General features: G+C 63.9%; 25 protein-coding genes. 13 read left to right on the top strand and 12 right to left on the bottom strand.

Annotated features, from left to right (window positions below):
• Positions 1–21 precede the first annotated feature (21 nt).
• The gene (locus tag M729_RS0111560; protein WP_027161637.1) at positions 22–1,047 is read left to right on the top strand and encodes a proline racemase family protein; all 1,026 of its coding nucleotides are present in this window, start codon (positions 22–24) and stop codon (positions 1,045–1,047) included.
• A gap of 17 nt (positions 1,048–1,064) precedes the next feature.
• On the opposite strand, the gene M729_RS0111555 is transcribed toward M729_RS0111560, so the two are convergent.
• The 5 genes from M729_RS0111555 to M729_RS0111535 are packed head-to-tail and all read right to left on the bottom strand — an operon-like array spanning position 1,065 to position 5,275.
• Positions 1,065–1,838, bottom strand: a complete 774-nt coding sequence (locus tag M729_RS0111555) for a 5-oxoprolinase subunit PxpA (RefSeq protein WP_024503233.1) — start codon at positions 1,836–1,838, stop codon at positions 1,065–1,067.
• A gap of 37 nt (positions 1,839–1,875) precedes the next feature.
• A complete protein-coding gene (locus tag M729_RS0111550; RefSeq protein ID WP_024503234.1) occupies positions 1,876–2,265 on the bottom strand; it encodes a biotin attachment protein in 390 nt (129 codons plus the stop codon).
• The gene (gene accC, locus M729_RS0111545) at positions 2,255–3,628 is read right to left on the bottom strand and encodes an acetyl-CoA carboxylase biotin carboxylase subunit (RefSeq protein WP_027161636.1); all 1,374 of its coding nucleotides are present in this window, start codon (positions 3,626–3,628) and stop codon (positions 2,255–2,257) included. The genes M729_RS0111550 and accC overlap by 11 nt, the downstream gene beginning before the upstream one ends.
• A 5-nt stretch (positions 3,629–3,633) precedes the next feature.
• Positions 3,634–4,065 carry a biotin/lipoyl-containing protein gene (locus M729_RS0111540; RefSeq protein ID WP_024503236.1) on the bottom strand — a complete coding sequence of 144 codons (432 nt, stop codon included), beginning with the start codon at positions 4,063–4,065 and terminating at the stop codon, positions 3,634–3,636.
• 7 nt (positions 4,066–4,072) lie between these two features.
• Entirely contained in the window at positions 4,073–5,275 is a 1,203-nt protein-coding gene (locus tag M729_RS0111535; protein ID WP_027161635.1) for a pyridoxal phosphate-dependent aminotransferase, read from the bottom strand.
• A 203-nt stretch (positions 5,276–5,478) separates the two neighbouring features.
• Here M729_RS0111535 and M729_RS0111530 point away from each other — a divergent pair, with 203 nt between their 5' ends.
• Together M729_RS0111530 and M729_RS0111525 are read left to right on the top strand one after the other, a co-directional pair.
• Positions 5,479–6,657: an FAD-binding oxidoreductase gene (locus M729_RS0111530; RefSeq protein ID WP_024503238.1), complete on the top strand. Its 1,179-nt coding sequence runs from the start codon at positions 5,479–5,481 to the stop codon at positions 6,655–6,657.
• 106 nt (positions 6,658–6,763) lie between these two features.
• The gene (locus M729_RS0111525) at positions 6,764–7,417 is read left to right on the top strand and encodes a GntR family transcriptional regulator (protein WP_013525162.1); all 654 of its coding nucleotides are present in this window, start codon (positions 6,764–6,766) and stop codon (positions 7,415–7,417) included.
• A gap of 52 nt (positions 7,418–7,469) precedes the next feature.
• Here the strand turns inward: M729_RS0111525 and M729_RS0111520 are convergent, their stop codons facing one another.
• The 5 genes from M729_RS0111520 to M729_RS0111500 all read right to left on the bottom strand — a co-directional run bounded on the left by M729_RS0111520 (position 7,470) and on the right by M729_RS0111500 (position 11,450).
• On the bottom strand, positions 7,470–7,919 hold the full coding sequence (locus M729_RS0111520; RefSeq protein ID WP_027161634.1) for a VOC family protein: 450 nt from the start codon (positions 7,917–7,919) through the stop codon (positions 7,470–7,472).
• 4 nt (positions 7,920–7,923) lie between these two features.
• Positions 7,924–8,703 (bottom strand): SDR family oxidoreductase, encoded by a 780-nt coding sequence (locus M729_RS0111515; protein ID WP_024503240.1) that lies wholly within the window; start codon positions 8,701–8,703, stop codon positions 7,924–7,926.
• 94 nt (positions 8,704–8,797) lie between these two features.
• A complete protein-coding gene (locus M729_RS0111510) occupies positions 8,798–10,276 on the bottom strand; it encodes an aldehyde dehydrogenase (protein ID WP_027161633.1) in 1,479 nt (492 codons plus the stop codon).
• Positions 10,277–10,284: 8 nt separating this feature from the next.
• Entirely contained in the window at positions 10,285–10,872 is a 588-nt protein-coding gene (locus M729_RS0111505; RefSeq protein WP_027161632.1) for a thiamine pyrophosphate-dependent enzyme, read from the bottom strand.
• Between the two features lie 5 nt (positions 10,873–10,877).
• Entirely contained in the window at positions 10,878–11,450 is a 573-nt protein-coding gene (locus M729_RS0111500; RefSeq protein ID WP_024503243.1) for a thiamine pyrophosphate-binding protein, read from the bottom strand.
• Between the two features lie 101 nt (positions 11,451–11,551).
• Between M729_RS0111500 and M729_RS0111495 the strand changes: the two genes are divergently transcribed.
• The 7 genes from M729_RS0111495 (at position 11,552) to M729_RS0111465 (ending at position 18,777) form a co-directional block, all read left to right on the top strand.
• Positions 11,552–12,487, top strand: a complete 936-nt coding sequence (locus M729_RS0111495) for a LysR substrate-binding domain-containing protein (protein ID WP_024503244.1) — start codon at positions 11,552–11,554, stop codon at positions 12,485–12,487.
• Between the two features lie 104 nt (positions 12,488–12,591).
• A complete protein-coding gene (locus M729_RS0111490; RefSeq protein WP_024503245.1) occupies positions 12,592–13,740 on the top strand; it encodes an acyl-CoA dehydrogenase family protein in 1,149 nt (382 codons plus the stop codon).
• 112 nt (positions 13,741–13,852) lie between these two features.
• Positions 13,853–14,593 carry an NAD(P)H-dependent oxidoreductase gene (locus tag M729_RS0111485; RefSeq protein ID WP_024503246.1) on the top strand — a complete coding sequence of 247 codons (741 nt, stop codon included), beginning with the start codon at positions 13,853–13,855 and terminating at the stop codon, positions 14,591–14,593.
• The gene (locus M729_RS0111480) at positions 14,586–15,716 is read left to right on the top strand and encodes a CaiB/BaiF CoA-transferase family protein (protein ID WP_024503247.1); all 1,131 of its coding nucleotides are present in this window, start codon (positions 14,586–14,588) and stop codon (positions 15,714–15,716) included. The genes M729_RS0111485 and M729_RS0111480 overlap by 8 nt, the downstream gene beginning before the upstream one ends.
• A gap of 10 nt (positions 15,717–15,726) precedes the next feature.
• Entirely contained in the window at positions 15,727–16,569 is an 843-nt protein-coding gene (locus M729_RS0111475) for a MaoC family dehydratase N-terminal domain-containing protein (protein ID WP_024503248.1), read from the top strand.
• Complete coding sequence (locus M729_RS0111470) at positions 16,563–17,375, top strand: CoA ester lyase (protein ID WP_024503249.1); 813 nt, start codon at positions 16,563–16,565, stop codon at positions 17,373–17,375. Before M729_RS0111475 ends, M729_RS0111470 begins: the two co-directional genes overlap by 7 nt.
• Before the next feature lie 25 nt (positions 17,376–17,400).
• Complete coding sequence (locus M729_RS0111465; protein ID WP_024503250.1) at positions 17,401–18,777, top strand: MmgE/PrpD family protein; 1,377 nt, start codon at positions 17,401–17,403, stop codon at positions 18,775–18,777.
• Between the two features lie 116 nt (positions 18,778–18,893).
• Here M729_RS0111465 and M729_RS0111460 read toward each other — a convergent pair whose 3' ends face one another.
• Together M729_RS0111460 and M729_RS0111455 are read right to left on the bottom strand one after the other, a co-directional pair.
• Positions 18,894–20,111: an FAD-dependent oxidoreductase gene (locus tag M729_RS0111460; RefSeq protein ID WP_032808264.1), complete on the bottom strand. Its 1,218-nt coding sequence runs from the start codon at positions 20,109–20,111 to the stop codon at positions 18,894–18,896.
• A 15-nt stretch (positions 20,112–20,126) separates the two neighbouring features.
• Positions 20,127–20,891: an HpcH/HpaI aldolase/citrate lyase family protein gene (locus M729_RS0111455; RefSeq protein WP_027161630.1), complete on the bottom strand. Its 765-nt coding sequence runs from the start codon at positions 20,889–20,891 to the stop codon at positions 20,127–20,129.
• 118 nt (positions 20,892–21,009) lie between these two features.
• Here M729_RS0111455 and M729_RS0111450 point away from each other — a divergent pair, with 118 nt between their 5' ends.
• The 3 genes from M729_RS0111450 to M729_RS0111440 are packed head-to-tail and all read left to right on the top strand — an operon-like array spanning position 21,010 to position 23,517.
• Positions 21,010–21,900, top strand: coding sequence for a 2-hydroxy-3-oxopropionate reductase (locus M729_RS0111450; protein WP_027161629.1), 891 nt, complete (start codon positions 21,010–21,012; stop codon positions 21,898–21,900).
• A gap of 5 nt (positions 21,901–21,905) precedes the next feature.
• Positions 21,906–22,718 (top strand): shikimate dehydrogenase, encoded by an 813-nt coding sequence (locus M729_RS0111445; protein WP_027161628.1) that lies wholly within the window; start codon positions 21,906–21,908, stop codon positions 22,716–22,718.
• Positions 22,711–23,517, top strand: a complete 807-nt coding sequence (locus M729_RS0111440; RefSeq protein ID WP_027161627.1) for an SDR family oxidoreductase — start codon at positions 22,711–22,713, stop codon at positions 23,515–23,517. The genes M729_RS0111445 and M729_RS0111440 overlap by 8 nt, the downstream gene beginning before the upstream one ends.
• Positions 23,518–23,574 lie beyond the last annotated feature (57 nt).

The raw sequence follows: 23,574 nt of genomic DNA, 5'->3' as shown, positions 1-23,574 counted from the left end.
ACCAATCACAGGAGGAGAAAAATGCGCTGGACGAAAACATTCACGGTCGTCGGCTGCCATGCCGAGGGCGAAGTCGGCAATGTGATCACCGGAGGCGTCAAGGACGTTCCGGGCAAGACCATGTTCGAAAAGAAGGAGTATCTCGAAGAGCATATGGACGACATTCGTGGGCTGCTCTTGTTCGAGCCGCGCGGTGCGCCCTACGTCAACGGCAACATCATCCTGCCGCCTTGCGATCCCTCGGCGGATCTCGGCTACGTCATAATTGAAAGCACGGAATACCCGCCCATGTCGGGCTCAAACACCATCTGCGTCGCCACCGTGGCTTTGGAGACGGGCATGGTGCCGATGAAGGAGCCCGAGACATTGCTGCGCATGGAAGCGCCGGCCGGCATGATCGAGGTGCGCTGCCGCTGCGAGAACGGCAAGGTGAAGCAGGTGGAGTTCACCAATGTGCCGGCTTTCGCGTTCCACCTCGACACACCTGTCGAAGTCGAGGGGTTCGGCACGATCACCGTCGACACCTCCTATGGCGGCATGACTTTCGCCCATGTGAATGCCCGTGCACTGGGCTTTTCCATAACACCCGACGAGGCCCACCAGATGTCGCTGATCGGCCAACGCATCAAGAAGGCGGTCAACGAACAGCTCAAGGTCGTGCATCCGGAGAACGCGAAGATCCGCGACGTGTCCAACGTGATTTTCGAAGGTCCTATCGAGCGCATCGACGGGCGCGTGGATAGCATCAACGGTACGGTGTGCCTGCATGGCAGGCTCGACCGCTCGCCGACCGGCACCGGCACCACCGGGCGGCTGGCGGTGATGTCGGCAAAGGGGCAGATCGCCAAGGGCGAGCTGTTCCGCAACAGGTCGATCATCGGTACTCATTTCGATTCCCGCGTGATCGCCAATGCGCGTGTTGGCGATCACGACGCTGTCGTGGTCACCATCGCCGGACAGGCCTGGATTACCAGCATCGGCCAATATGGTCTCGACCCGACAGATCCCTATCCGCGCGGACATCGCCTCAGCGATGTCTGGTTCTGAAACGGACCCGACCGTGCTCAGGCCGCGAACGCTCTGACCCTGACGCCGCTCGCCTCCAGCCGTCGCCGGACGCGCGCGGCGATGGCGACGGCCGCCGGCGTGTCGCTGTGGACGCAGATCGAATCGATCGGCGTCTGCAGCATCTGTCCGGAAAGCGTCTCGATGGCACCTTGCTTGACCATTCGCACGACCCGTTCGGCCGCCTTCTCGGCGTCGTGGATGACAGCGCCTTCCAGCTTGCGCGAGACAAGAAAGCCTTCCTCCGTATAGGCGCGGTCGGCAAAGATTTCCGACCTGACCGTCAGGCCCTCGTCGCGCGCGATCCTGTCCTGGAAGCCAAGCGCAATGGCCAGGCAGATCAGGCCGGGATCGACGGCCTTGACTGCGCGCGTCACCGCTTCGGCGACGCCACGGTCGGTCTGGGTAAGATTGCCTAGCGCGCCATGCGCCTTCACATAGCGGATCGGGTGGCCGGCATAGGCGGAAAGCGCCTGCGCCGCGCCGATCTGGTAGGCGACCAGCCTTTCGATCTCATCCATGGAATGCGGAATGATGCGGCGTCCGAATCCCCACAGATCGGCGAAGCTCGGATGCGCGCCAACGGCAACGCCCTTGTCGCGCGCCATCGAGAACGTGGCCGCCATGATCTCGGGGTCGCCGGCATGAAAGCCGCAGGCCACATTGGCGGAACTGACGATGTCGAGGATCGCCGCATCGTCGCCGAGCCTGTAGGCTCCAAAACCCTCGCCCATGTCGGAGTTGATATCGACCTGCAATCCTTGGGCCGCCATGGCGTTTTCCTCAGTGGTTCGAACCATCGCCTTTGCTTCACACCAGCTCGTAGAGCGGCGTGCCGTAGCCGACGACCGCTCCGTCCTCGACCAGCGCCGCGCCCAGCACGCCGTCTACCGGCGCGAGTACGGCCCTCAGGCATGGGCCGACCTGCAGGACGCCGACCGTCTCGCCCTTGCGAACCACCTGGCCAGGTCCGGCAATCGGCCGACCGGTCGTTGGATGATCGAGACGGAACACACCGACGCCGGGCGCGCGCACGCCCTTGAAGGCCGTTTCGGCTTTCGGGGCTTCGGCCGGGGGTGTCGAGGCAACAACGGATTGCATGTGCAGGCGCAACGAAAAGCCGGCCTCCGACACTTCGATCTCGCCGATGCCGGCGCTAGCGCACCAGGCGGCCAGCCTTTCGATCTCCTCAATCGTCATCGCCGCCTCGTCCCTCGAGCAGACCACCTTCAATGAGACGTTCAAGATGATGGATATCGAAGCCTCCGGCGGCGAAGCCGGGCTCCTCCATCAGGAGGCCATGGAGCGGCGCGTTGGTGGCGATGCCGACAGCCTCCATCTCGCCCAGCGCGCCGCTCATGCGCCCGATCGCCTCGGCCCGCGTCGCGCCATGCGCCAGCAGCTTGGCCACCAGGGAATCGTAGTGCGGCGGTACGGTGTAGCCGGAGTAGAGATGCGATTCGACGCGGATTCCCGGGCCGCCGGGCGGCGTCCAGCGCTCGACCCGGCCCGGATGCGGGCGAAAGCTGTAGGGATCTTCAGCGTTGATGCGGCATTCGACAGCATGGCCCTGGATGCGGATGTCTTCCTGGCTGAATGACAGCGGTTCGCCCCGGGCGATGCGGACCTGCTCGCGCACGATATCGATGCCGGTGACGAGTTCGGTGACGGGATGCTCCACCTGCACGCGGGTGTTCATCTCGATGAAAGAGAAGCGCCCATCCTCGTAGAGGAATTCGAATGTGCCGGCGCCGGTATAGCCGATGGTCAGGCATGCGCGGGCACACAGTTCGCCGATTTCGGCAATCGCCTCGCGGGCGATTCCCGGCGCCGGCGCCTCCTCGATGATCTTCTGGTGGCGGCGCTGCATGGAGCAATCCCGTTCGCCTAACCACACCGCCTTGCCATGCTTGTCCGCCAGAATCTGAATCTCGATATGGCGCGGGTGCTCGAGGAATTTCTCCAGATAGACATGCGGGTTGCCGAAGGCCCGGTCCGCCTCTTTCACCGCCATCGAAACGGCTTCCATCAGGGCGTGCTGCTCGCGCACGATGCGCATGCCGCGCCCGCCGCCGCCGCCCGCCGCCTTGACGATGACCGGATAGCCGATGGCCTCGGCAATAGCGCGCACCTCCTGCTCATCCTGCGGCAGCGCGCCCTCCGAACCCGCAACGCAGGGAACGCCGGCGGCGATCATCGTACGCTTGGCGGAGACCTTGTCGCCCATGGTGCGGATCGCCGCCGCCGACGGCCCGATGAAGGCAAGGCCGGCATTCTCGACAGCCTCGGCGAAGGCGGCGTTTTCCGAGAGGAAGCCGTAGCCTGGATGGATCGCGCCCGCGCCGGTGAGTTGCGCGGCCGCGATGATCTCGGCGATATTGAGATAGCTCTCCGTCGCGGTAGCCGGCCCGATGCAGATCGCCCTGTCCGCCAGCGCAACATGGCGAAGGCTCGCATCCGCATCCGAGTGCGCTGCCACCGTTTTCAATCCGAGATCGCGGCAGGCGCGCAGGATGCGCAGCGCGATTTCACCGCGGTTGGCGATGAGAACGGTATCGAACATCGCCGCTAGCCCTCATCTTCCAGAACGAACAGCACGTCACCGGACTGCACGGCGGCATGATCGTCGAAAGCGATCTGGACGATCCGCCCAGCGCGGTCGGATTCCACGGCATTGAACGTCTTCATGGCTTCGAGGACGCCGACCGTCTGCCCTTCCACGACCACATCGCCAACCGAAGCGAGCGGCGGTTCGCCTTCGGTGCCGGAACGGTAGAACACGCCGGTCAGTGGCGCGCGGATCGAATGCCGGGCGATGGGCGGAGCTGTCGAAGCCGGATTTGTGAAGACGGCAGGGCCGGCGGTTGGCTGCAGCGAAGGCTTCGCCAGCGCCGCCTGCCTGGATATGCGGATACGAACGCCATCGCGCTCGATCTCCAGTTCGGCAATGGGCGAACGCGAGACAAATTCGATCAGCTTCTGGACGAAGTCGAGATCCATCGCCGGCCTATCGCAGCGCTTCGACGGCCTCGGCAATGCGCCCGATCGCTTTTTCGATCAGGTCCATCGACGTGGCTATGGAAATGCGGAAATGCGGCGACAGACCGTAGGCAGAGCCCTGCACCACCGCGACCCGTGCCTGATCGAGCAGGTAAAGCGAGAAGTCGTCGTCGCTGCCGATAGGAGTGCCGTCCGGGCGGCGACGGCCGATCAGGGCCGAGCAATTGGGGTAGAGATAGAAGGCGCCTTCGGGCGTCTGGCAGGTGAGGCCAGGAATCTTGCGCAGCAGCTCCAGCGCACGGTCGCGCCGGGCCTGGAATTCGAGCGCCCGCGGGCGAAGAAAGTCCTGAGTGCCTTCAAGTGCGGCGATGGTCGCGGCCTGCGAGATGGATGACGGGTTCGACGTGCTTTGGCTCTGCACGGTCGCCATGGCGCGGATCAGCTCTTCCGGCCCGCCGGCATAGCCGATCCGCCAGCCGGTCATGGCGTAGGCCTTCGACACGCCGTTGACCGTCAGCGTGCGGTCCTTCAGCCGCGGCTCGACGCCGGCGATGGTGTGGAACGCGCGCCCGTCGAACAGGATATGCTCGTAGATGTCGTCGGTCAGAACGTGCACATGCGGGTGATCGAGCAACACCGCCGCCAGCCCCACAAGTTCGTCGCGGCTGTAGACGGCGCCGGTCGGATTGGAGGGCGTGTTGAGCAGCAACCATTTGGTGCGCCCAGTGATCGCGGCTCGCAGGGCTTGCGGTGTCAGCTTGAAGCCCTGCGCCTCCGTGCAGGGAACGACCACGGGCTTGCCTTCGCCGAGCAGGACGATGTCGGTGTAGGAAACCCAATAGGGCGCCGGGACAACCACCTCGTCACCGGGGGCCAGCGTTGCCAGCAGGGCGTTGTAGATGATCTGCTTGGCGCCGCCCGCGACACTGATTTGCGAAGTCTCGTAGTCGACGCCGTTCTCGCGTCTGAATTTTCCGGCCACCGCCTTCTTCAGCGCGGCGGTGCCGTCGACCGCCGTATAGCGCGTCGCACCCCTGCGCATCGCCTCGTAGGCCGCCTCGACGATGTGCGGAGGCGTCGGAAAATCCGGCTCGCCGGCGCTCAGACTGATCACGTCGATGCCGGCCGAGCGCATTTCGATTGCCCGCGCGGTGACCGCCATGCTGGGACTTGGCTTGATGACGTCGAGACGGGGAGCGATGAGGCCCACGGGAAATCCTCGGCATGGCTGCCGCGACGTTGCCGGGCAGGTGATATCTGTTACAAATTGGATAATGTATTCTGTTTTTCACGTCAAACCTCTTTTTCTGCATCGAGGACCGGGTTATGTCTCGTTTTGGAGGTGGACCGATAGAGGAAGATATCCAATCCTTGTCGCCACGGATGATATTCGAGATAGGGAACACGATTGGTATGGGCACAAACTATGATGTGGTGATCGTCGGCGGTGGCGTTGTCGGCAGCTCGATCGCCTACTTTCTGTCAGCCAATCCTGATTTCGATGGCAGGATCGCGGTGATCGAGCGGGACCCGTACTACACGGCCTCCTCGTCTTCCTTGTCGACCAGCGCCATCCGCCAGCAGTTCGGCACGGCGCCCAACATTGCCATGTCGAAGTTCAGCATCGACTTCCTGCGCCAGGTAAAGACGCGGCTTGCCATCGGCGACGAGTTGGCCGACATCGGCCTGCATGAGCCCGGCTACCTCGTGCTGGCGACACCCGAGCGGGCAGACGCGCAGCGTGCCAAGAACCGCGTTCAGCGCGGCATGGGCGTCGACGCCGAACTGATCGAGCAGGTCGATCTGGCACGACGCTTCCCGTGGCTCAACACGGACGATCTCGCCCTTGGCTCACTCGGCCTTGGCAGCGAAGGCTGGTTCGACGGCCCCGGCCTGATGCAGGCCTTCCGTCGAAAGGCGCGCACGCAGGGCGTGAACTATCTTGCCGCGACGGTGACCGGACTGACTATGGCGTCTCCCCAAAAGGTCGGCGAAGTGGTGCTCGACAATGGCGACCGGCTTGCCGCCGGCACGGTGATCAATGCGGCCGGACCATGGAGCGCGGGCATTGCCAGGATGGCCGGCGCCGAGCTGCCGGTTGTCCCGAGCAAGCGCTGCGTCTTCGTCTTCGAAACGCCGGCAAGGATCGAAAACTGCCCCTTCGTCTTCGACACGAGCGGCTTCTGGCTGCGGCCGGAAGGTCAGCTCTTCCTGTGCGGTATTCCGCCGGTGCGCGACAACGAGCCGGACGATTTTGGCCTGGATGTGGACTACGACCTGTTCGACGAGTTGATCTGGCCGGCGCTCGCCCATCGTGTGCCCGGGTTTGAGCAATTGCGGATGCTGCGCGCCTGGGCGGGGCTCTACGAGTACAACACCTTCGACCACAGCGGCATCATCGGCCGGCATCCCGAGATCTCGAACTTTGTCCTGGCCACCGGCTTCAGCGGCCACGGCATGATGCATGCAGCGGCGACCGGGTCGGGGGTCAGTGATCTCATTGCCTATGGCGAGTACCGCTCTGTCGACCTGTCGGCCTTCCGCTATGAAAGGATCGCTGGCAATCAGCCTATCGAGGAACATGTCTACTGAAGCGAAACGGGCGACATGGCATCGCGGTGACAACGGTGCTATGCGTCCACTTCTTCCATCAACACGGCGCCAGTCAACAAACAAGGCGGCCGCCCCAGGCTGATTCATGCTCGTACAGAAGAAAACCATCTCGACCCAGGTCGCCGATGCCATCAGGCAGAAGATACTGATCGGTGAATACGAGGCCAATTTCCAACTGCGGCAGGAACATCTGGCCACCGAGTTCGGTGTCAGCCGAATTCCGGTGCGAGAGGCGCTGCATCAGCTTCATTCGGAAGGCTTCGTCACGCTGGTTTCCCACAAGGGCGCCGTCGTCACCTCAATTTCCCTGGACGAGATCCTCGAGCTCTACGAATTGCGAGCCCGGATCGAAACATGGCTACTGGCCCTGGCCATTCCAAGGATGACGGAGGCAGACCTCGCGCTGGCCCGCGAGCGCGCAAAGCAGCACCAGGAGCAAGGCAAGACCGGCGAGTACTCGAACCAGCTCAACTGGAACTTCCATGCCGCGCTCTACCAGCCGTCCGGCCGCAAGGCGACGATCGAACTGGTCGGGCGCATCTACCAGCAGCTGGAACGCTACACGCGCATGATGGTGACACTCACCGAGATCCAGGCCCAGTCCGACCGCGACCACTGGCAGCTCATCGACCTGTGCGAAGCCAAGGATACGCTGCGCGCCGTCGGCCTTTTGGAAATGCACATCATCACCAGCGGCAAGTTCCTGGTCGACCGGCTTCAGGAACTGCGGGGCAGCTGACGGACCACATTCCCCACTCGATCCGCGTCAGCCTTCCCTTCGCACGCGCAGATCATTTGCCGGGCAGATTGGTCGCCCGGGTCAGCAGGATGACGCCTGCCTTGTCGGCCGTATCGTAATAGGTGAAGCCGGTGCGGTTTTCCCGGCGCCCGCGCATCAGCACGGCAAGTCCGTCGGTTTTCGCCTTGGTCTCGGCTGCGTCCGCATCACGAACCTCGAAGCCGATATGGAAGACGCCTTCACCCTTTGTATCGAGATGAATCCGCTGCGGTGAAGGATCGCCGTTCGGCTGGCACAGCTGCAGCTGAACGTTCGGCAAGTTGCAAATCCGATATTGCATCGCCTTGAAACCCTCGGGGCTTGGGACCTGCAGTTCTTCGTATTCGGCCAGCGGCGGATAGGACTCCCATGGCCCGATGCCTATGGAGTCATAGTAGGCCTGCGCCTTGTCGATATCGTGCACGACGATGCAGATGTGATGCAGCTTTTCGAAATTACTCATTTTCCTACTCCTTGATCGGAACCGTGTAGTTCAGCACCCGGCGCCCTCCGTCGGGGTAGATCGTCTCGCCGGTGATGTAGGAAGCGTCGTCGCTGGCCAGGAACGCCACGACCGAGGCGATCTCGGCTGCCGTGCCGAGGCGCCCGAGCGGTGTACGCGAAAGGACCGCCCGTCTCATTTCTTCCGAATCGATGAATGTCCCGTCCATGACCATGTCCGTGGCGATGGTGCCCGGACCGACACCGACCACACGGATGCCATGGGGAGCGAAGGCGACGGCCGCGGTGCTGGTGACCTGGTTCATGCCGCCCTTGGAGATCGCGTAGGTGGCGACACGCGGGTTGGCGAGGCCCGAATTGATCGACGACATGTTGATGATGACGCCGCCTCCACCTTGCGCGATCATCTGGCGGGCTGCGGCCTGGGTGCCCATGAACGCGCCCTTCAGATTGACGGCGAGAACCCTGTCGTAGTCCGCCTCTGTGATGTCGAGAAAGTCCTGGACCGGAGCGATGCCGGCATTGTTGACCATGATGTCGACACGGCCGAACTTCGCCACCGCCGCTGCAATCAGCCCATCGACCTGGTCCTTCTTGCTGACATCCGTAACCACCGCCAGGACGCTGTCGGTGGTGCCGATTTCAGCGGCACATTTTTTTAGCTCCACGGCATCGATGTCGCCGAGCACGAGCTTCGCGCCTTCGGCCAAAAAGCGTTCCGCGCAAGCGCGTCCGATGCCGCGCGCCGCGCCTGTGACAACCGCCACCTTGCCTGCCTGTCTCATGTCCAATCCTTCGATCATTTGTAAGTCGGCCACCGTCTCAGGGAGCATGGGCCGAGCTTGGCTACGGATGGGGATTCTCCCACCGAAGCCTAGCCTAGCGGATAACGAAGGGATTGGCGGTCTTGCCGGCGGTGTCTATCCACACCGTCTTGGTCTGCAGATAGGAATTGATGGCATCCTGCCCGCTTTCGCGGCCGATACCGCTCCTCTTGTAACCGCCGAAGGGCGCCATGTAGGAGACGGCACGGTATGAATTGATCCAGACCATCCCCGCCTCCATTGCGGCCGCGCCGCGCAGCGCCCTGCCCATGTCGCTGGTCCATATTCCCGCCGCCAGCCCATAGGGGCTGTCATTGGCAATGGCGAAGGCCTCGTCCTCGTCGTCAAAGGGGATGACGGACAGGATCGGCCCGAACACCTCCTCACGCGCGATCCGCATGGTGTTGTTCACGCCGGTGAAGATGGTGGGCTCGACGAACCAGCCCTCGGCCAGGTCACCCGAGGCCGGCTTGCCGCCGCCCAGCACGCAAAGCGCACCCTCGCGGCGCGCGATGCCGAGATAGGACAGCACCTTTTCGCGCTGGGCTTGCGTGGTGATCGGCCCGACCTGCGTCTCTTGCAGCGCCGGATTGCCCAATCGAGCGCTGGCCGCCAGCGTTATGACGCCTTCCACGAACCGGTCGTGGATTTTGCGATGCACCAGCAGCCGCGAACCCGCGATGCAGGTCTGGCCGCTGGCCGCGAAGATGCCTGAGATCGCGCCGTTGACCGCGCTCTCGATATCGGCGTCGTCGAAGACGATGTTGGCCGATTTGCCGCCGAGCTCCAGCGTGACGACTTTTAGCTGTTCGGCGGCCGCCCGATAGACCGCGATCCCGCCAGGCTCACCACCGGTGAAGGCGATCTTGGCGACGTCGGGATGAGAGACGAGTGGCGCGCCGACATCAAGCGGCATGCCGGTAACGGTGTTGACCACGCCGGGCGGGAAGCCTGCCCGCGCAAACAGTTTCACGAACTCCAGCGTCGAGGCCGAGGCGTGTTCCGACGGTTTGATGACGACAGTGTTGCCTGCCGCCAGCAGCGGCGCGAGCTTCCATGTCAGGAGTAAAAGCGGCGAATTCCAGGGCACGATCGCTGCAATGACACCCAGCGGCTCGTGGCGGGTGAAAGCGAACATGCCAGCCTTGTCGATCGGCAGCACCGACCCTTCGACCTTGTCGGCAAGACCGCCGAAATAGCGGAACCATTCCGGGATATAGCGCAGCTGCGCCGTCATTTCGGTGAGCAGCTTGCCATTGTCGCGCGTCTCGACGGCGGCAATACGATCTGCGTTCCCGGCGATCAGATCGGCCAGCCGCACGAGCAGCTTGCCCCGCGCGGTCGGCGTGATACCGGCCCATTCCTTCGATCGGAATGCTGCCTTCGCGGACGCCACGGCGGCGTCCACCTGGCTCGCTCCTCCATGCGGGATCAGCGCCCAGGGCCTGCCAGTGAACGGATCATGGCTCTCGAATGTATCGGCCGTCGATTGCAACCGACCGCCGACCGTGTTCTGGAAACTGACCAGCGCCATATCGGTCCTCAACAGGTGGCAAAGCCCAGATGGGCGCGAAAGCGGTTCTTGACCTCGACCGCGTCGCGCGGTGGCAGCGAGCGCGGCAGGTTCTCGGCGGTGATTTTCAGCACGAAAAGGCGCGGACCGTCGGCCGGGCGCCGAAGTTCTCCACAGAGCGTGTCAACCTCCTCCAGCGTGCGCAGCTCGGCGGTCTTCGAAAAGCCGCAAGCGGCCGCGACCTTGTCAAAACCAATGCCTTTGCCGGTATGGCTGGACTGCATGCCGGTCTCGCCGAAATGCTGGTTGTCGAGGACGATCAGGTCGAGATTTTTCGGCCGTGCCACTGAGATCGTCGCCAGAGAACCGAATGCCATGAGCTGTTCGCCGTCACCGGTGATCACCATGACCCGCTTGTCGGGCTGGGCCTGGGCGAGCCCAAGGCCGATCAGCGCAGCCCCGCCCATGGCGCCCCACAGATAATAGTTGTCGTTGCGGTCACCGGCAGCATGCACGTCGTAGCTCGGCGAACCGAGACCGGTCACGACCAAGGCTCCGTCGCGGGCGTCAAGCAGCTTCTTCACCGCAACCCGGCGGTCCATTGTCGGTAAATTCATGTCGCTCACCACTTCTTCTTGCCGAGCAGCCGCTGCCCGATCAGCACGGCAATCTGCTGGTCGGCATCGAAGGCCATCAGGGCTGCCTGCGCCACCGTCTCCACCAGGTCGGGACCGGTTTCGGCGCGCAGCACCCTGAGCCCGATTGCTTTCAGCGAGGCCTCCGTCGCCTGCCCCATCGGCACCTGCCACGGGTTGAACTCGGCCCATTCGCCCCGCATCGTCACCAGGACGAGCAAGGGGAAGCGCGCCTGCACGGGAAGCGACAGCATGTTGATGCAATTGCCGACGCCGGAGGATTGCATGAGCACGACGCTCCGCTTGCCGCCGAGCCAGGAGCCGGCGGCTATGGCGATGCCCTCCTCCTCCGTCGTCAGCACATTGGTGACGACCTCGGGATCCTCACTGAAAAGGCGGATCAATGTGGTATGGCCGGCATCCGGCACATAGGACATCTGGCTGATGCCGGCAGCCTTGAGCACCTCATAGACCTGATCCGGCCACTGCCTTTCAGGTGCCGCCGGAGCGGCTGCAAGCGCTGCTGTTTGCGGATGTTTTGTTTCTACGCTCGCCGTCACCTTGGACCCCCGAGAATTTGGATTGGAGCCAGGTTACCTCGATGGTCCGATCTAATCTTCGTCTCTTTCTCGTGATCAGATATAATGGTATTCGATAGCTCATGGAATTATCGCAGCTGCGCACCCTGATCCACGTCGCCGAACTCGGCAGCCTCAGCAAGGCTGCCGATCGGCTGCACATTGCGCAGCCGGCGCTCAGCCGGCAGGTGCGCATGTTGGAGGAGGAATTGGGCTTTGCCCTTTTTCTGCGCCACGGACGCGGCATGGTGCTGTCCGAGCAGGGCAAGGAGGTGCTGACGCACGCCATGCGCGTGATGGCCGAGATCGACGAGATCCGCGCCACGGCCACGCCCGCCGATGCGCCGCTGACCGGCGAAGTGGCGATCGGTCTGCCACCCACTGTTGCCGACATTATTTCGCTGCCGTTGGCGGCGGCCTTCGGCAAGGCCCATCCCAAGGCGAAGCTCAGACTTGTCAGCGCCTATACAGGCTATCTGCTGGACTGGATGCACCGCGGCGAGGTCGACGTCGCGGTGCTCTACGACCCGCGCATGGCACGTTCGCTGCGCTCGCGCCCGCTGCTCCTGGAAAACCTGTTCCTGATCGGACCGCCGGACGGGGGATTTTCAACCGTGCGCGCCGTGTCGTTCGCCTCGCTCGCCGGCAAGCGCCTGCTGCTGCCCAGCATCAAGCACGGGCTGCGCATCATCGTCGAACGCTGCGCCACGGATGCCGGCATCACGCTCGATGTCGGCATCGAAGCGGACTCGTACTCGGCGCTGAAGGACCTGGTGCGCAACGGCCACGGCTGGACGATCCTGCCGCTCGCTCCCATCCATGCCGACGTGACCGCCGGGCTGCTCACCGCCGCGCCGTTGATCGATCCGGTGCCCGTGCGCCGCCTGATCCTTGCCTACCCGGCAGACCGGCCTGCCTCGCGGCTGGCGCGGTTTGCCGGACAAGCGATAGAGGACATCGCCAAGGATCTTGTCGGGCGGGCCGTCTGGGTTGGCCAGCTTCTCGGCCCTCCACCATAAGCATTCGAATTCCGTTATATCTGCTCACTTCCGCTCTGCATTGCTGACAGGACATGGAGGCGCGATAGTGAGGCCCGCAGCAAGACGAAACCCGGACAAACCTCATGGAAGCCTATCAGGACATTCGCGATGCCGTCGCCAGGCTGTGCGCCCGCTTTCCCGGAGAATACTGGCGCGCACTCGACAGGGAAATGACCTATCCCGGTGACTTCGTCGCAGCGCTGACGCAGGCCGGTTGGCTCTCGATCCTGATCCCGGAGGCATATGGTGGCTCGGGCCTGCCGCTTTCGGCCGCCGCTGCCGTGCTGGAGGAAATCCAGCGCGCCGGCTGCAATGGCGGCGCCTGCCATGCCCAGATGTACACGATGGGCACGCTTCTTCGCCACGGCTCGGAAGCCCAGAAGCAGCGATACCTGCCGAAGATCGCCGCGGGAGAATTGCGCCTGCAGGCATTCGGCGTCACGGAACCGAGCAGCGGCACCGACACCGGCGCGCTCAAGACCACTGCTCGCCTCGACGGCGATCATTTCGTGGTCAAGGGCCAGAAGATCTGGACCAGCCGTGCCGAGCATTCGGATCTGATGCTGCTGCTGGCGCGGACCACGCCGCTCACGGACGGCATGAAGAAGACTGACGGCCTTTCAGTGCTCATCGTCGACATGCGCGAAGCCGTTGGCAACGGCCTCACCATCCGGCCGATCCGCACCATGATGAACCATGCCACCACCGAAGTGTTCTTCGACGATCTGCGCGTGCCGGCCGAAAACCTGATCGGCGAAGAGGGAAAGGGATTCCGCTACATCCTCTCGGGCATGAACGCCGAGCGTATCCTGATATCAGCCGAGTGCATCGGCGATGCGAAATGGTTCATCGAAAAGGCCAGCACCTACGCAAAGGAGCGGCATGTGTTTGGCCGGGCGATCGGCCAGAACCAGGGCATCCAGTTTCCGATTGCAAGGGCCTACGCCAACATGCGCGCGGCCGAATTGATGGTGCGCGAGGCGCTGAGCCTCTACGAGGCCGGCAAGAACCCCGGTGCTGAAGCCAACATGGCCAAGATGCTGGCGGCCGACGCTTCGAACGAAGCCGCCAATGTCTGCATCCAAACGCATGGTGGGTTCGGTTTCGCGGAAGAGTACGATGTGGAGCGCAAGTTCCGCGAGACGCGCCTCTATCAGGTCGCGCCGATCTCGACCAACCTCATCCTGTCATACCTTTCCGAGCACGTGCTTGGACTGCCGCGTTCCTACTAGAGCGGGATGCATTTGAATTGAACCTCGCATCCCGCTCTAGCCGTTTGTTTTAGCCGCATTTCTGCGACGCCAAGCGATTCCGCTCGGCTGCAAAATGCTTTAGGAGTCGTCCGTGAACGTCCTCATCGTCTATGCACATCCGGAAGCAAGATCCTTCAACGGCGCCATGAAGGATCTGGCTGTGGAAACCTTGACCCGCGCAGGCCACGATGTGGTTGTCAGCGACCTCTATGCGATGGGCTTCAATCCTGTCGCAGGGCCGGGCGACATATCGGGCGAGCGTAACGATCCGGACTTCTTCAGCCTGCCGCGCGAACAGACCGCCGCCTACGAGGCCGGCGCACTCTCGGCCGACATAAACGCCGAGGTCGAAAAGGTGAAGCTGGCGGATTTCGTGCTGTTCCAATTCCCGGTCTGGTGGTTCGGAATGCCCGCAATGCTCAAGGGTTGGGCCGATCGTGTCTTCGCGCGCGGCTTCGCCTATCTGCCGGGCCGTAAATACGACACCGGCATGTTCAGGGGAAAGCTCGCCATGGTGGCCGCCACCACGGGCACGTCGGCCGACACCTACGCGCCCGACGGCATCGACGGCGACATCCTCACGGTGCTGTGGCCGATCCACAATGGTCTGCTGCGCTATTCCGGTTTCGACGTGCTGCCGCCCTTCGTCGCCTATATGCCGGGCCGCGTCGGCAACGAGGGCCGCAAGGCCTATCTGGAAGCCTATAGCAAGAGGCTTGAGGACATCGACGGCACGCCGCGGCTTTTCTTCCACGCTGCCGAGGATTACGGCAAAAACGAGCGGCTGAAGCCTGGCGTGCTGGCGCGCTCGGGGGTGCAGCGCAATGTCTGACGGCGCCCGCCCACTGGAGGGCCTGTTTGTCGTTTCGATCGAGCAGGCCGTCGCCGCTCCGCTCTGCACGGTCCGCCTTGCCGATGCCGGCGCACGCGTCGTGAAGATCGAGCGCCCGGAAGGCGAAACCGCGCGTCACTACGATTCCGCAGTGGAAGGCATGTCGGCTTACTTCGTCTGGCTCAACCGCGGCAAGGAAAGCGCGGTGCTCGACCTGAAGACCGAGCACGACCTGGCTCTCCTGCACCGGATGGTGGCGCGCGCGGATGTTCTCGTGCAGAATCTCGCCCCGGGCGCTATCGACAGGCTCGGCCTCTCCGCCGATGCGATCGCAGAAAAATTCCCTCGGCTGATCGCCATCAACATCGTCGGCTACGGACAGGATACGCCTTACGCGGCGATGCGCGCCTACGACATGCTGGTGCAGGCCGAAAGCGGTATCTGTGCCGTCACCGGCACACCGGACACACCGAGCAAGGTCGGGGTTTCCGCCGCCGACATCGCCACCGGCATGAATGCCCATGCAGCGATCCTCGAAGCCTTGCTGGCGCGCCAGAAGACCGGGCGCGGCCGCATTGTCGAGGTGGCCATGTTCGACGCCATGGCCGATTGGATGACCGTGCCGCTGCTGCACTACGAATATGCGGGCCGCGAGACCCAGAGATATGGCCTGGCGCACGCTTCGATCTACCCCTATCGACCCTATGCCTGTCGGGATGGCAGCGTGGTCGTGTCCATCCAGCAGAACAATGAATGGAAGCGCTTCTGCACGCTCGTGCTGCAAAGGCAGGATCTGTTCGCCGACGAACGCTTCGCCACCAATGCCTGGCGGGTGGCCAACCGCACGGCGCTCGACGCCGAGATCGAACCGATCTTCGCGGCAATCGACTGCGAAAAGGCCATAGACCGTCTCAACGAGGCGCAGATCGCCTGGGGCCGGGTGAGCGCAATGCACGACCTGCCACACCACAAGGCGTTGCGACGGACAGAGGTGGCGCTGCCGGACGGCAGGCGCATCTCCGTGCCGATTCCGGCAGGGCGGTCGGAGGGGTTCGCAACCGTCCCCGGCGTTCCCGCCCTTGGCGCCGATTCGGACCGGATCCGGTCCGAATTCGCCGCCTGACGAGGATCTCATGAGCCTGGACACAAGCACGCTGCAGGAATGGATCGGACGCACGCACGAGGTCGAGGACATCGTGACCCCGCGCCTGCTGGCCAGCTTTGGCGCCACGCTTGGGGACCACGCGGCGCAGGCTGCCGAGGGTACGGCCCCGCCGGGACTACACTGGTGCCTGACACCCGACATTGCCGACCTGCGCGAACTCGGACCTGATGGGCACCCGGCCAAAGGCGGCTTCCTGCCACCGGTGCCGCTTCCGCGCCGCATGTGGGCTGCCAGCGATGTGCGTTTCATGGCTCCGATCCGCTCCGGCGACCGCATCCGCCGCAGCTCGACATTGACCGCCATAGAGGAGAAACAGGGACGCACCGGGCCGCTAACCTTCGTCACGGTCCGGCACGACATTGCCAACGACGCTGGTCCGGTGATCGAGGAGGACCAGACCATCGTTTATCGCGGCGCCGAAGCCGCTGCTGCGCCCCCTGCCCCGCCGGCCAATTCGGCCCTGGCCGCATCGCACGAGCGCACGATCGAGATCGATGCCGTGCTGCTCTTCCGATATTCCGCGCTGACCTTCAACGGGCACCGCATCCACTATGACGCGCCTTACGCCACGGGGGTCGAGCGCTATCCCGGGCTCGTCATCCATGGCCCACTGCAGGCGACGCTGCTGATGAACTTCGCCACCGCCATTGTCGGTCAGTCGCCGCGCCGTTTCTCATTCCGGGGCGTGCATCCGGCGACTGGCCCGCAGCGCCTGCTTCTGAGCGCAACATCGCCTGGCCAAGACGGCATGGCTCTCGAGGTGCGGTCGGCCGACGGCCATGCAACAGTGAAAGCCACGGCGCAATGGTGAGCTTCGTCACGCCTGTCGTGCCGCTTTTCGTGCCGGGCTCGCGTCCTGAGCGGTTTGACAAGGCCGACAGCAGCGGCGCGGACGCGGTCATTCTCGACCTCGAGGATGCCGTCGCCCCTGGCGACAAGGACCGCGCTCGCGAAGCAATCGTCGCTCGTGCGGCCACACTGAAATCCGCAGTCGTGGTCCGCATCAACGCCGCCGGCACACCTTGGCACGAAGCGGACGTCGATGCCGTGCGGCGCCTCGACGGCGTCTCCGTCATGCTGCCCAAGGCCGAACGTCCGCAAGACATTACCGATATGACCAGGCACATGGCACGCAGCGTTTCCGTCATAGCGCTCATTGAGAGCGCCGTCGGCCTCGTCAACCTGCCGGACATACTGGCCACCTCAGGCGTCGTTGCCGTCGCCTTCGGTTCGGTCGACTTCTCGCTCGATCTTGGTTGCGCGCATGATCGGCTGATCCTGCTAGCGGCCCGCAACGAAATCGTCTGGCGTTCGCGCGCTGCTGGCCGGGCCGCGCCGATCGACGGCGTGACGACCGACCTGAGCAATCCCGAAATCGCCGAGTATGACGCCCGCCACGCCATGAGGATGGGTTTTGGCGGCAAGATGGCCATCCATCCGAGACAGATCGAGCCTATTCGCAATGGCTTTCGCCCGAGCGAAAATGACATCGCATGGGCACGCGACATCATTGGCGCGGCCTCATCAGGCGAAGCCAGCCTGGTGAACGGCGAGATGGTGGATCGACCCGTCATCGAGCGAGCAAGGCGAATCCTGCACCGGATCGCTTTGGTCTAAAGGGCATGCAGAGGAGGAGCAACAGATGAGCACGGACACCGCCGATTGGCCAACCGCCAGGCTCTGCGCCTTCATTGCCGAACTCGATTTCGAACAGATCCCGCCGCGCGTCGTTCATTTCGCGCAAGGACTGATGATCGACTGGCTCGGCTCGGCGCTGGCAGGCAAGGGCGCGCACCAGGTCGAGATGATCGACGGCTTTGCGCGTGCCATGGGGCCGGCGGACGGCCCAAGCACCATCATCCCGACGCGGCGGCGCACAAGCCCCTATTTCGCAGCGATGGTCAATGCGGCGGCCTCCCATGTCGTGGAACAGGACGACGTTCACAACGGCTCGGTCTTTCACCCCGCGGCGGTGATCTTTCCGGCCGTTCTGGCGGTTGCGGAGGCCGAGGGGAAGACCGGCCGCGAAGTCCTGACTGCCTGCATCGCCGGCTATGAAGTGGGCATCCGCGTAGGAGAATTCCTCGGACGCTCGCACTACGAGATATTCCACACCACCGGCACGGCTGGCGCGGTCGCCGCGGCCGCGGCGGTCGGCAAGTTGATCGGGCTGGACGCAGCCGGCCTCAACCATGCTCTCGGCTCCGCCGGCACCCAGGCGGCAGGGCTCTGGGAATTCCTGCGCGATGCCGCCGATTCCAAGCAGCTTCATACGGCGCGAGCGGCGGCCAACGGCCTGTTTTCTGCCTATCTGGCGCGCGATGGCTTCAAAGGGGCCGCGCAGATTCTCGAAGGGAAAAAGGGCATGGCTTCGGGCATGTCCAGCGACGCCGATCCGGCCCGCCTGACGGACGGGCTCGGCAGCCGTTGGGCAACCGAGGAGACCTCCTTCAAATGGCACGCAGCCTGCCGGCACACTCATCCAGCCGCTGACGCGCTGCAGCTTCTCATGCGCCGCGAAGGGCTCGGTCCGGACGACATCACCGACGTGGTGACCCATGTCCATCAGGGAGCCATCGATGTCCTGGGCGCGGTGGTCGTTCCGCACACCGTCCACCAGGCGAAGTTCTCCATGGGCACGGTTTTGGGGCTGATCGCCGTTCACGGCGTCGCCGACCTCGACGCTTTCGAACACCATGCACTTGCCGACACCCGCGTAGCCCGTTTCCGCGCGAAGGTGCGGATGGAACTCGACGCCGAGGTCGACACCCTTTATCCCAAGCAGTGGGTCGGCAAGGTAAGCGTCACGACCGTTGACGGCCGCAAGCTCAATGCCCGCGTCGACGAGCCCAAGGGCGATCCCGGCAACACGCTTGCGAAACAGGAACTGGAAGCCAAGGCCATACGTCTTGCCGAATTTCGAGGCGGGGCCACGGCTGACGAGATGCGCCGCTGCATAGCCCGTGTCTGGAAACTCGATCAGCCCGGGAGCACGGCGGAAATATTTGCTGAATGTTAGCCGCTATCGCGCCGAAGGACTGCGCCCTCCTGAAGTGGATGGAGAATCTCTCACTAAAATGCAATTTCATTGGACGCTGAATGCCCGAGATAAAATGGGGGACCGATCGTCTCGCTTTAAATCACTGCTTCCTCGAGAAACGGCTCGTTGCGATCTATGCGCTCGTAACAGAACGGCGAAAGATCGAGCGTCTGGAAAGCCCCGTGAACGATAAGTTCTGAAACGGCCCGGCCCACGGCTGGCGACTGTTGCAGCCCGTGCCCCGAGAAGCCGTTGGCAAACATGAAATTGGTCACCTGCGGGTGGAAGCCGACGATGCCGTTGTGGTCGAGCATGTTGTACTCGTAGTGGCCGGTCCAACTGGTCTGGACCTTGAGTGCGTCGAAAGACGGAATGCGGTGCCAGAGTGCCGGCCAGATGTAGTCGTCGAACTCTTCATGGTGCATTTCAAAGTCGTCGTAGCCGGCCGGTCCGTCGCCTTGCGGCGTGTTGCCGGTGAGAAAAAGCTCGCCTTCGGGACGCACGAATGTTCCGGAAAGGTCGATGACATTGGGCATCCGGCCGGGGATCGGGTTGGCGCTGGCGAAGACGAAGCTGTAGCGCTTGTAGGGCGCGACCGGGATCGACAGGCCGGCCATGGCGGCCACCTGCTGAGCGCGCGGGCCCGCGGCGTTGACCAATGTTCCGCAGGCAACCGTCTGTCCGGTCGCGAGGCGCACCGAGATGACCCGCCCATCGGCGATATCCAGCCCTGTCACGGCATTGTCGATATACTCGACGCCGCTGGCGCGGGCTGCGCGGCGGAAACCGTTCATCAGCCCCACGGAATCGAACCAGCCCTCTTCCCTGGCCCCCCAGGAACCGCCACCGAGATCCTCCACATTGAGCCAGGGGAAGCGATCCTTCAGCGGGCCCGGCTCAAGAAACACCGTGTGGGCCCCAAAACTGCGCTGCAGATCGACGCGCTCGCGGGCCGCTTTGACGCCGTCGGGTGAACAGCAGTAAAGATACCCATGCTCCTTGAAGCCGAGGTCGGGCGCCGGTTCGTCCTTGTAGAAAGGTGCCATACGCTCCTGAAATCCGCGGATGATCTCGATGCCGAACTGGCTGATCTTCACATTGATCGGATTGGAATATTGCTGCCGGATCGCACTGGTGGAGAGCGCCGTCGACGAGAATTCGTAGCTCGAGTCGCGTTCGACCACGAGGATCGAGGCGCCGCTGCCCAGCGCCTGGCTCAGCCAGTAGGCCGTGGACGAACCGATGACGGCGCCGCCGACGATGACGATGTCGTAGGCAGTCCGTGACGGCCCTTTGTACCGGGGGATCGGCATGGCTGTATCTCCGGTCTACTGATTGAACGAAGCGACCAAGGCATCCGAGCCCCGCGCCAGCAGGCCGAGGTCGGAACCAACGGCAACCATGGTGAAGCCGTCGGCAAGGTAGCGGTCGGCATCGGTCTTTGCGGGAGCCAGGATCCCGCTGGCCTTGCCTGCCGCCGTTGCCGCCTTGCGCACCGAGGCGATCGCTTCTTGAACGTGTGCGGCCCCGGGATTGCCCATCGCACCCATGTTGGTGGAAAGGTCGCCGGGCCCGACGAACAGAACGTCGACGCCGTCCACTGCCGCGATCTCGGCGGCATTGGCGACGCCTAATTCATCCTCGATCTGTACGGCGAGAAGCTGCTGCTCACGCGCCTTGGCGTGGTAACCGGCGATGCGACCGAAGCCGTTGGCACGGTGACCGACCGAGAAGCCGCGAAATCCACCGGGCGCATATGTCATGGCCGCGACAATGGCGCGGGCCTGATCGGCCGTCCGCACATTGGGGATCATCAGGCTGCGCGCACCGATATCCAGGGCCTGCTTGATCAGATTGGGATCGTCGGAAGGCAGCCTGACGACGGCCTCGCTGTCGAAGCCGCCCATGACCTGCAACTGGGCCATGATGCTGCGCAGATGGTTGGGGCTATGCTCGCCATCGATCAGCAGCCAGCCGGCGCCGGAGCCCGCGACAATTTCCGTCGTCAGGGCCGAAGCCAGCGAGCACCAGATGCCGATATGGGCCCGGCCGGCCGACACGGCAGCCTTCAGCGTGTTGAGGCGCTCTTGCATTTTGCGGTCGGTCTCCGATGAGCGAAAGGACGTTGAAATTTGTATGATGTCCTATATCATACGGCAATAATTTGCTGCAAGATGTAATACGCACCAACCTTCGTACAGGGGTTCAAGAATGAAGATCGGGTTCATCGGGCTCGGTGTGATGGGAGCACCGATGGCGCACCATCTCGTCGACGCGGGATATGAGATCTTCACGGTCCTGAACCGCTCCCCTCTGCCGAAGGACCTTAGGGCATCGGTCGTCGCCTCTCCTGGCGATGTGGCGCGGATGTCCGAGATCATCGTGACCATGCTGCCCGACACGCCAGATGTGGAGCGTGTCCTGCTTGGAGGAAACGGCGTCCTGGAGGGGCTGTCGGCCGATAAGCTGGTCATCGACATGAGCTCGATCAGCCCTATCGCCACTGCGGAATTCGCAGCGAAACTGCGGCAAGCGGGAGCCGGCTACCTCGACGCCCCGGTCTCGGGCGGTGAGGTCGGCGCCAAGGCGGCGAGCCTCACCATCATGGTCGGCGGGCCGACCGCAGAGTTCGAGCGCGCGCTGCCGATCTTTCGGACGCTGGGCAAGAACATCACCTTGATCGGCGAGCACAATGGCGCCGGCCAGACCTGCAAGATCGCAAATCAGATCATCGTCGCGCTCAACATAGAGGCCGTGGCGGAAGCGCTCGTCTTTGCCAGCAAGGCCGGTTGCGACCCGGCAAAGGTGCGCGCCGCGCTGATGGGCGGCTTTGCCTCGTCCCGCGTGCTGGAGGTGCATGGCGAGCGCATGATCGCCCGGACCTTCGCCCCGGGCTTTCGCATGCGGCTTCACCAGAAGGATCTCAACCTCGCGCTCGAAAGCGCCCGCGCGCTTGGCGTCTCGCTGCCGAACACCGCGATGGCGCAACAACTGATGAGCGCCTGCTCAGCCCGACCAGGCGGCGCGGAGGCCGACCACTCGTCCCTCGTCCAGGCGCTGGAGATCCTCAGCGGTCACGAACTGTCAAAAGAAAAGGAGTAAAACCGATGCGCGGAACCGGCAAGGCCGAGATCTTCGTGATGCTGGCCCATCCCGTGGCCCATGCCAAGAGCCCCGGCATATTCAACGAGATCTTCGAGCAGAAGGGCCTCGACAGCCTCATAGTGCCCTTGAGCTGCCGCCCGGAGGATTTCGAGGCCTTCTGGGCCGGCATTACGGCAGCCGAGAATATCAGGGGCGTGATCATCTCGGTGCCGTACAAGGTTGCGGTCTATCACAAATGCACCGCCGCTCACGACCGCGCCGCGAGGGTGCAGAGCGCCAATTCCGTGCGCCGGCTGCCCGATGGCAGCTGGTACGCCGACAATTTCGACGGCGTCGGCTTTATCGATGGCCTCAAGGCAGGCGGACATGAGATTGCCGGCCGCCGCATCCTTCAGGTCGGCGCCGGCGGCGCCGGCGCGTCCCTGGCCTATTGTCTCGCCGAAGCCGGTGCCGAGGAAATCCGCTTGGCCGACATCGATACCGGTCGCGCCGAAAAACTGGCGGCGCTGGTCGCGCAGGTCTTCCCGAAATGCCGCATCCAGGTTGGAGAGGCCGAGCCTTCCGGCATGCATATGGCGATCAACGCCACGCCGGTCGGCATGCACGCCGGCGACCCGCTGCCGCTGGATGTGAGCCGGCTGACCCCGGACATGACGGTCGTCGACATCATCATGGAGCCCGCCGAGACCCCCCTGCTAAAGGCAGCGAAAGAGATTGGCTGCCGCATTCAGCCGGGGCGCCCGATGATGGATTTCCAGGTCCGGGCCATGTCCGAATTCTTCGACATCGAAGGCAAAGGTCGCGGCAATGGCTGAGACATTGACGGCCGTCGTCATCGGCGGCACTTCCGGCATCGGACGCGCGATAGCGCTGCGCTTCGCCGAGGACGGCTACCATCTGGTGGTCGCCGGCAGGGATGCGGCACGGGGCGATGAGGCGGTTGGCGCCTGCGCGGCGGTCGGCGCACCGCGCGCGCTGTTTGTCCAGACCGATGTCTCCGAATCCGGCTCGGTGGAAGCGCTGGCGCAGGCCGTCTGCGACGCGTTCGGTGCCCCGCACGTCGTCGTCAATTGCGCCGGCATCCTGCAGAGTGGCAAGCACGTCCTCGACCAGGATCTGGACGAAGACGAGAGGATGTGGCGAGTGAACTATCGCGGCACCTTGCTGGGTTGCCAGGTGTTCGGTCGGCTGATGTCGGCTGCCGGGCGAGGCGCGATCCTGAACGTCGGCTCGCTTGCCTCCTTCGCGCCGCTGTCCCTGCCCGCCTACACGCCCGGAAAGCATGCCGTCCTGGCCTTGACCCAGATCCTGGCCGCCGAGCTCGGTCCGCACGGCGTACGCGTCAATGCGGTGGCCCCCGGCTACACGCTTTCGGACGGGCTGAAAGCCAGGATCGCCAAGGGTGAGCGCAATCCCGAAGCCATCCAGGCGACCACCGCGCTGCGCCGCTTCGTCGAGCCGCGCGACGTTGCCGAGGCCGCACTGTTCCTCTGCTCCGACCGGGCCGCATCGATAACCGGCGTCACGCTGCCCGTCGACGCCGGCTGGCTCGTTCAGGCGCCCTACGCACAATATCTGCAGGGAAACCCCATCCGCCAGACGCCGGCAATCTGACCCCATCCGGCGGAGGCCGGAAATCTGACCCATCCGGCGGAGGCCGGAAATTTGACC

It is taken from the genome of Mesorhizobium sp. WSM1293 (assembly GCF_000513875.1).
GTDB lineage: Bacteria > Pseudomonadota > Alphaproteobacteria > Rhizobiales > Rhizobiaceae > Mesorhizobium > Mesorhizobium ciceri.
Note: the sequence above shows the minus strand (reverse complement) of the source record. Positions and strands in the feature narration are given on the sequence as shown.

What these genes read in the sequence shown, in the direction of transcription:
- M729_RS0111550 (WP_024503234.1), bottom strand. Translation starts at nt 2,265, where the DNA reads ATGACGATTGAGGAGATCGAAAGGCTGGCCGCCTGGTGCGCTAGCGCC.
- M729_RS0111480 (WP_024503247.1), top strand. Translation starts at nt 14,586, where the DNA reads ATGTCTGACGGCGCCCGCCCACTGGAGGGCCTGTTTGTCGTTTCGATC.
- M729_RS0111495 (WP_024503244.1), top strand. Translation starts at nt 11,552, where the DNA reads ATGGAATTATCGCAGCTGCGCACCCTGATCCACGTCGCCGAACTCGGC.
- M729_RS0111540 (WP_024503236.1), bottom strand. Translation starts at nt 4,065, where the DNA reads ATGGATCTCGACTTCGTCCAGAAGCTGATCGAATTTGTCTCGCGTTCG.
- M729_RS0111450 (WP_027161629.1), top strand. Translation starts at nt 21,010, where the DNA reads ATGAAGATCGGGTTCATCGGGCTCGGTGTGATGGGAGCACCGATGGCG.
- M729_RS0111470 (WP_024503249.1), top strand. Translation starts at nt 16,563, where the DNA reads ATGGTGAGCTTCGTCACGCCTGTCGTGCCGCTTTTCGTGCCGGGCTCG.
- M729_RS0111510 (WP_027161633.1), bottom strand. Translation starts at nt 10,276, where the DNA reads ATGGCGCTGGTCAGTTTCCAGAACACGGTCGGCGGTCGGTTGCAATCG.
- M729_RS0111460 (WP_032808264.1), bottom strand. Translation starts at nt 20,111, where the DNA reads ATGCCGATCCCCCGGTACAAAGGGCCGTCACGGACTGCCTACGACATC.
- accC (WP_027161636.1), bottom strand. Translation starts at nt 3,628, where the DNA reads ATGTTCGATACCGTTCTCATCGCCAACCGCGGTGAAATCGCGCTGCGC.
- M729_RS0111520 (WP_027161634.1), bottom strand. Translation starts at nt 7,919, where the DNA reads ATGAGTAATTTCGAAAAGCTGCATCACATCTGCATCGTCGTGCACGAT.
- M729_RS0111475 (WP_024503248.1), top strand. Translation starts at nt 15,727, where the DNA reads ATGAGCCTGGACACAAGCACGCTGCAGGAATGGATCGGACGCACGCAC.
- M729_RS0111455 (WP_027161630.1), bottom strand. Translation starts at nt 20,891, where the DNA reads ATGCAAGAGCGCCTCAACACGCTGAAGGCTGCCGTGTCGGCCGGCCGG.
- M729_RS0111560 (WP_027161637.1), top strand. Translation starts at nt 22, where the DNA reads ATGCGCTGGACGAAAACATTCACGGTCGTCGGCTGCCATGCCGAGGGC.
- M729_RS0111505 (WP_027161632.1), bottom strand. Translation starts at nt 10,872, where the DNA reads ATGAATTTACCGACAATGGACCGCCGGGTTGCGGTGAAGAAGCTGCTT.
- M729_RS0111555 (WP_024503233.1), bottom strand. Translation starts at nt 1,838, where the DNA reads ATGGCGGCCCAAGGATTGCAGGTCGATATCAACTCCGACATGGGCGAG.
- M729_RS0111465 (WP_024503250.1), top strand. Translation starts at nt 17,401, where the DNA reads ATGAGCACGGACACCGCCGATTGGCCAACCGCCAGGCTCTGCGCCTTC.
- M729_RS0111440 (WP_027161627.1), top strand. Translation starts at nt 22,711, where the DNA reads ATGGCTGAGACATTGACGGCCGTCGTCATCGGCGGCACTTCCGGCATC.
- M729_RS0111490 (WP_024503245.1), top strand. Translation starts at nt 12,592, where the DNA reads ATGGAAGCCTATCAGGACATTCGCGATGCCGTCGCCAGGCTGTGCGCC.
- M729_RS0111445 (WP_027161628.1), top strand. Translation starts at nt 21,906, where the DNA reads ATGCGCGGAACCGGCAAGGCCGAGATCTTCGTGATGCTGGCCCATCCC.
- M729_RS0111525 (WP_013525162.1), top strand. Translation starts at nt 6,764, where the DNA reads ATGCTCGTACAGAAGAAAACCATCTCGACCCAGGTCGCCGATGCCATC.
- M729_RS0111530 (WP_024503238.1), top strand. Translation starts at nt 5,479, where the DNA reads ATGGGCACAAACTATGATGTGGTGATCGTCGGCGGTGGCGTTGTCGGC.
- M729_RS0111515 (WP_024503240.1), bottom strand. Translation starts at nt 8,703, where the DNA reads ATGAGACAGGCAGGCAAGGTGGCGGTTGTCACAGGCGCGGCGCGCGGC.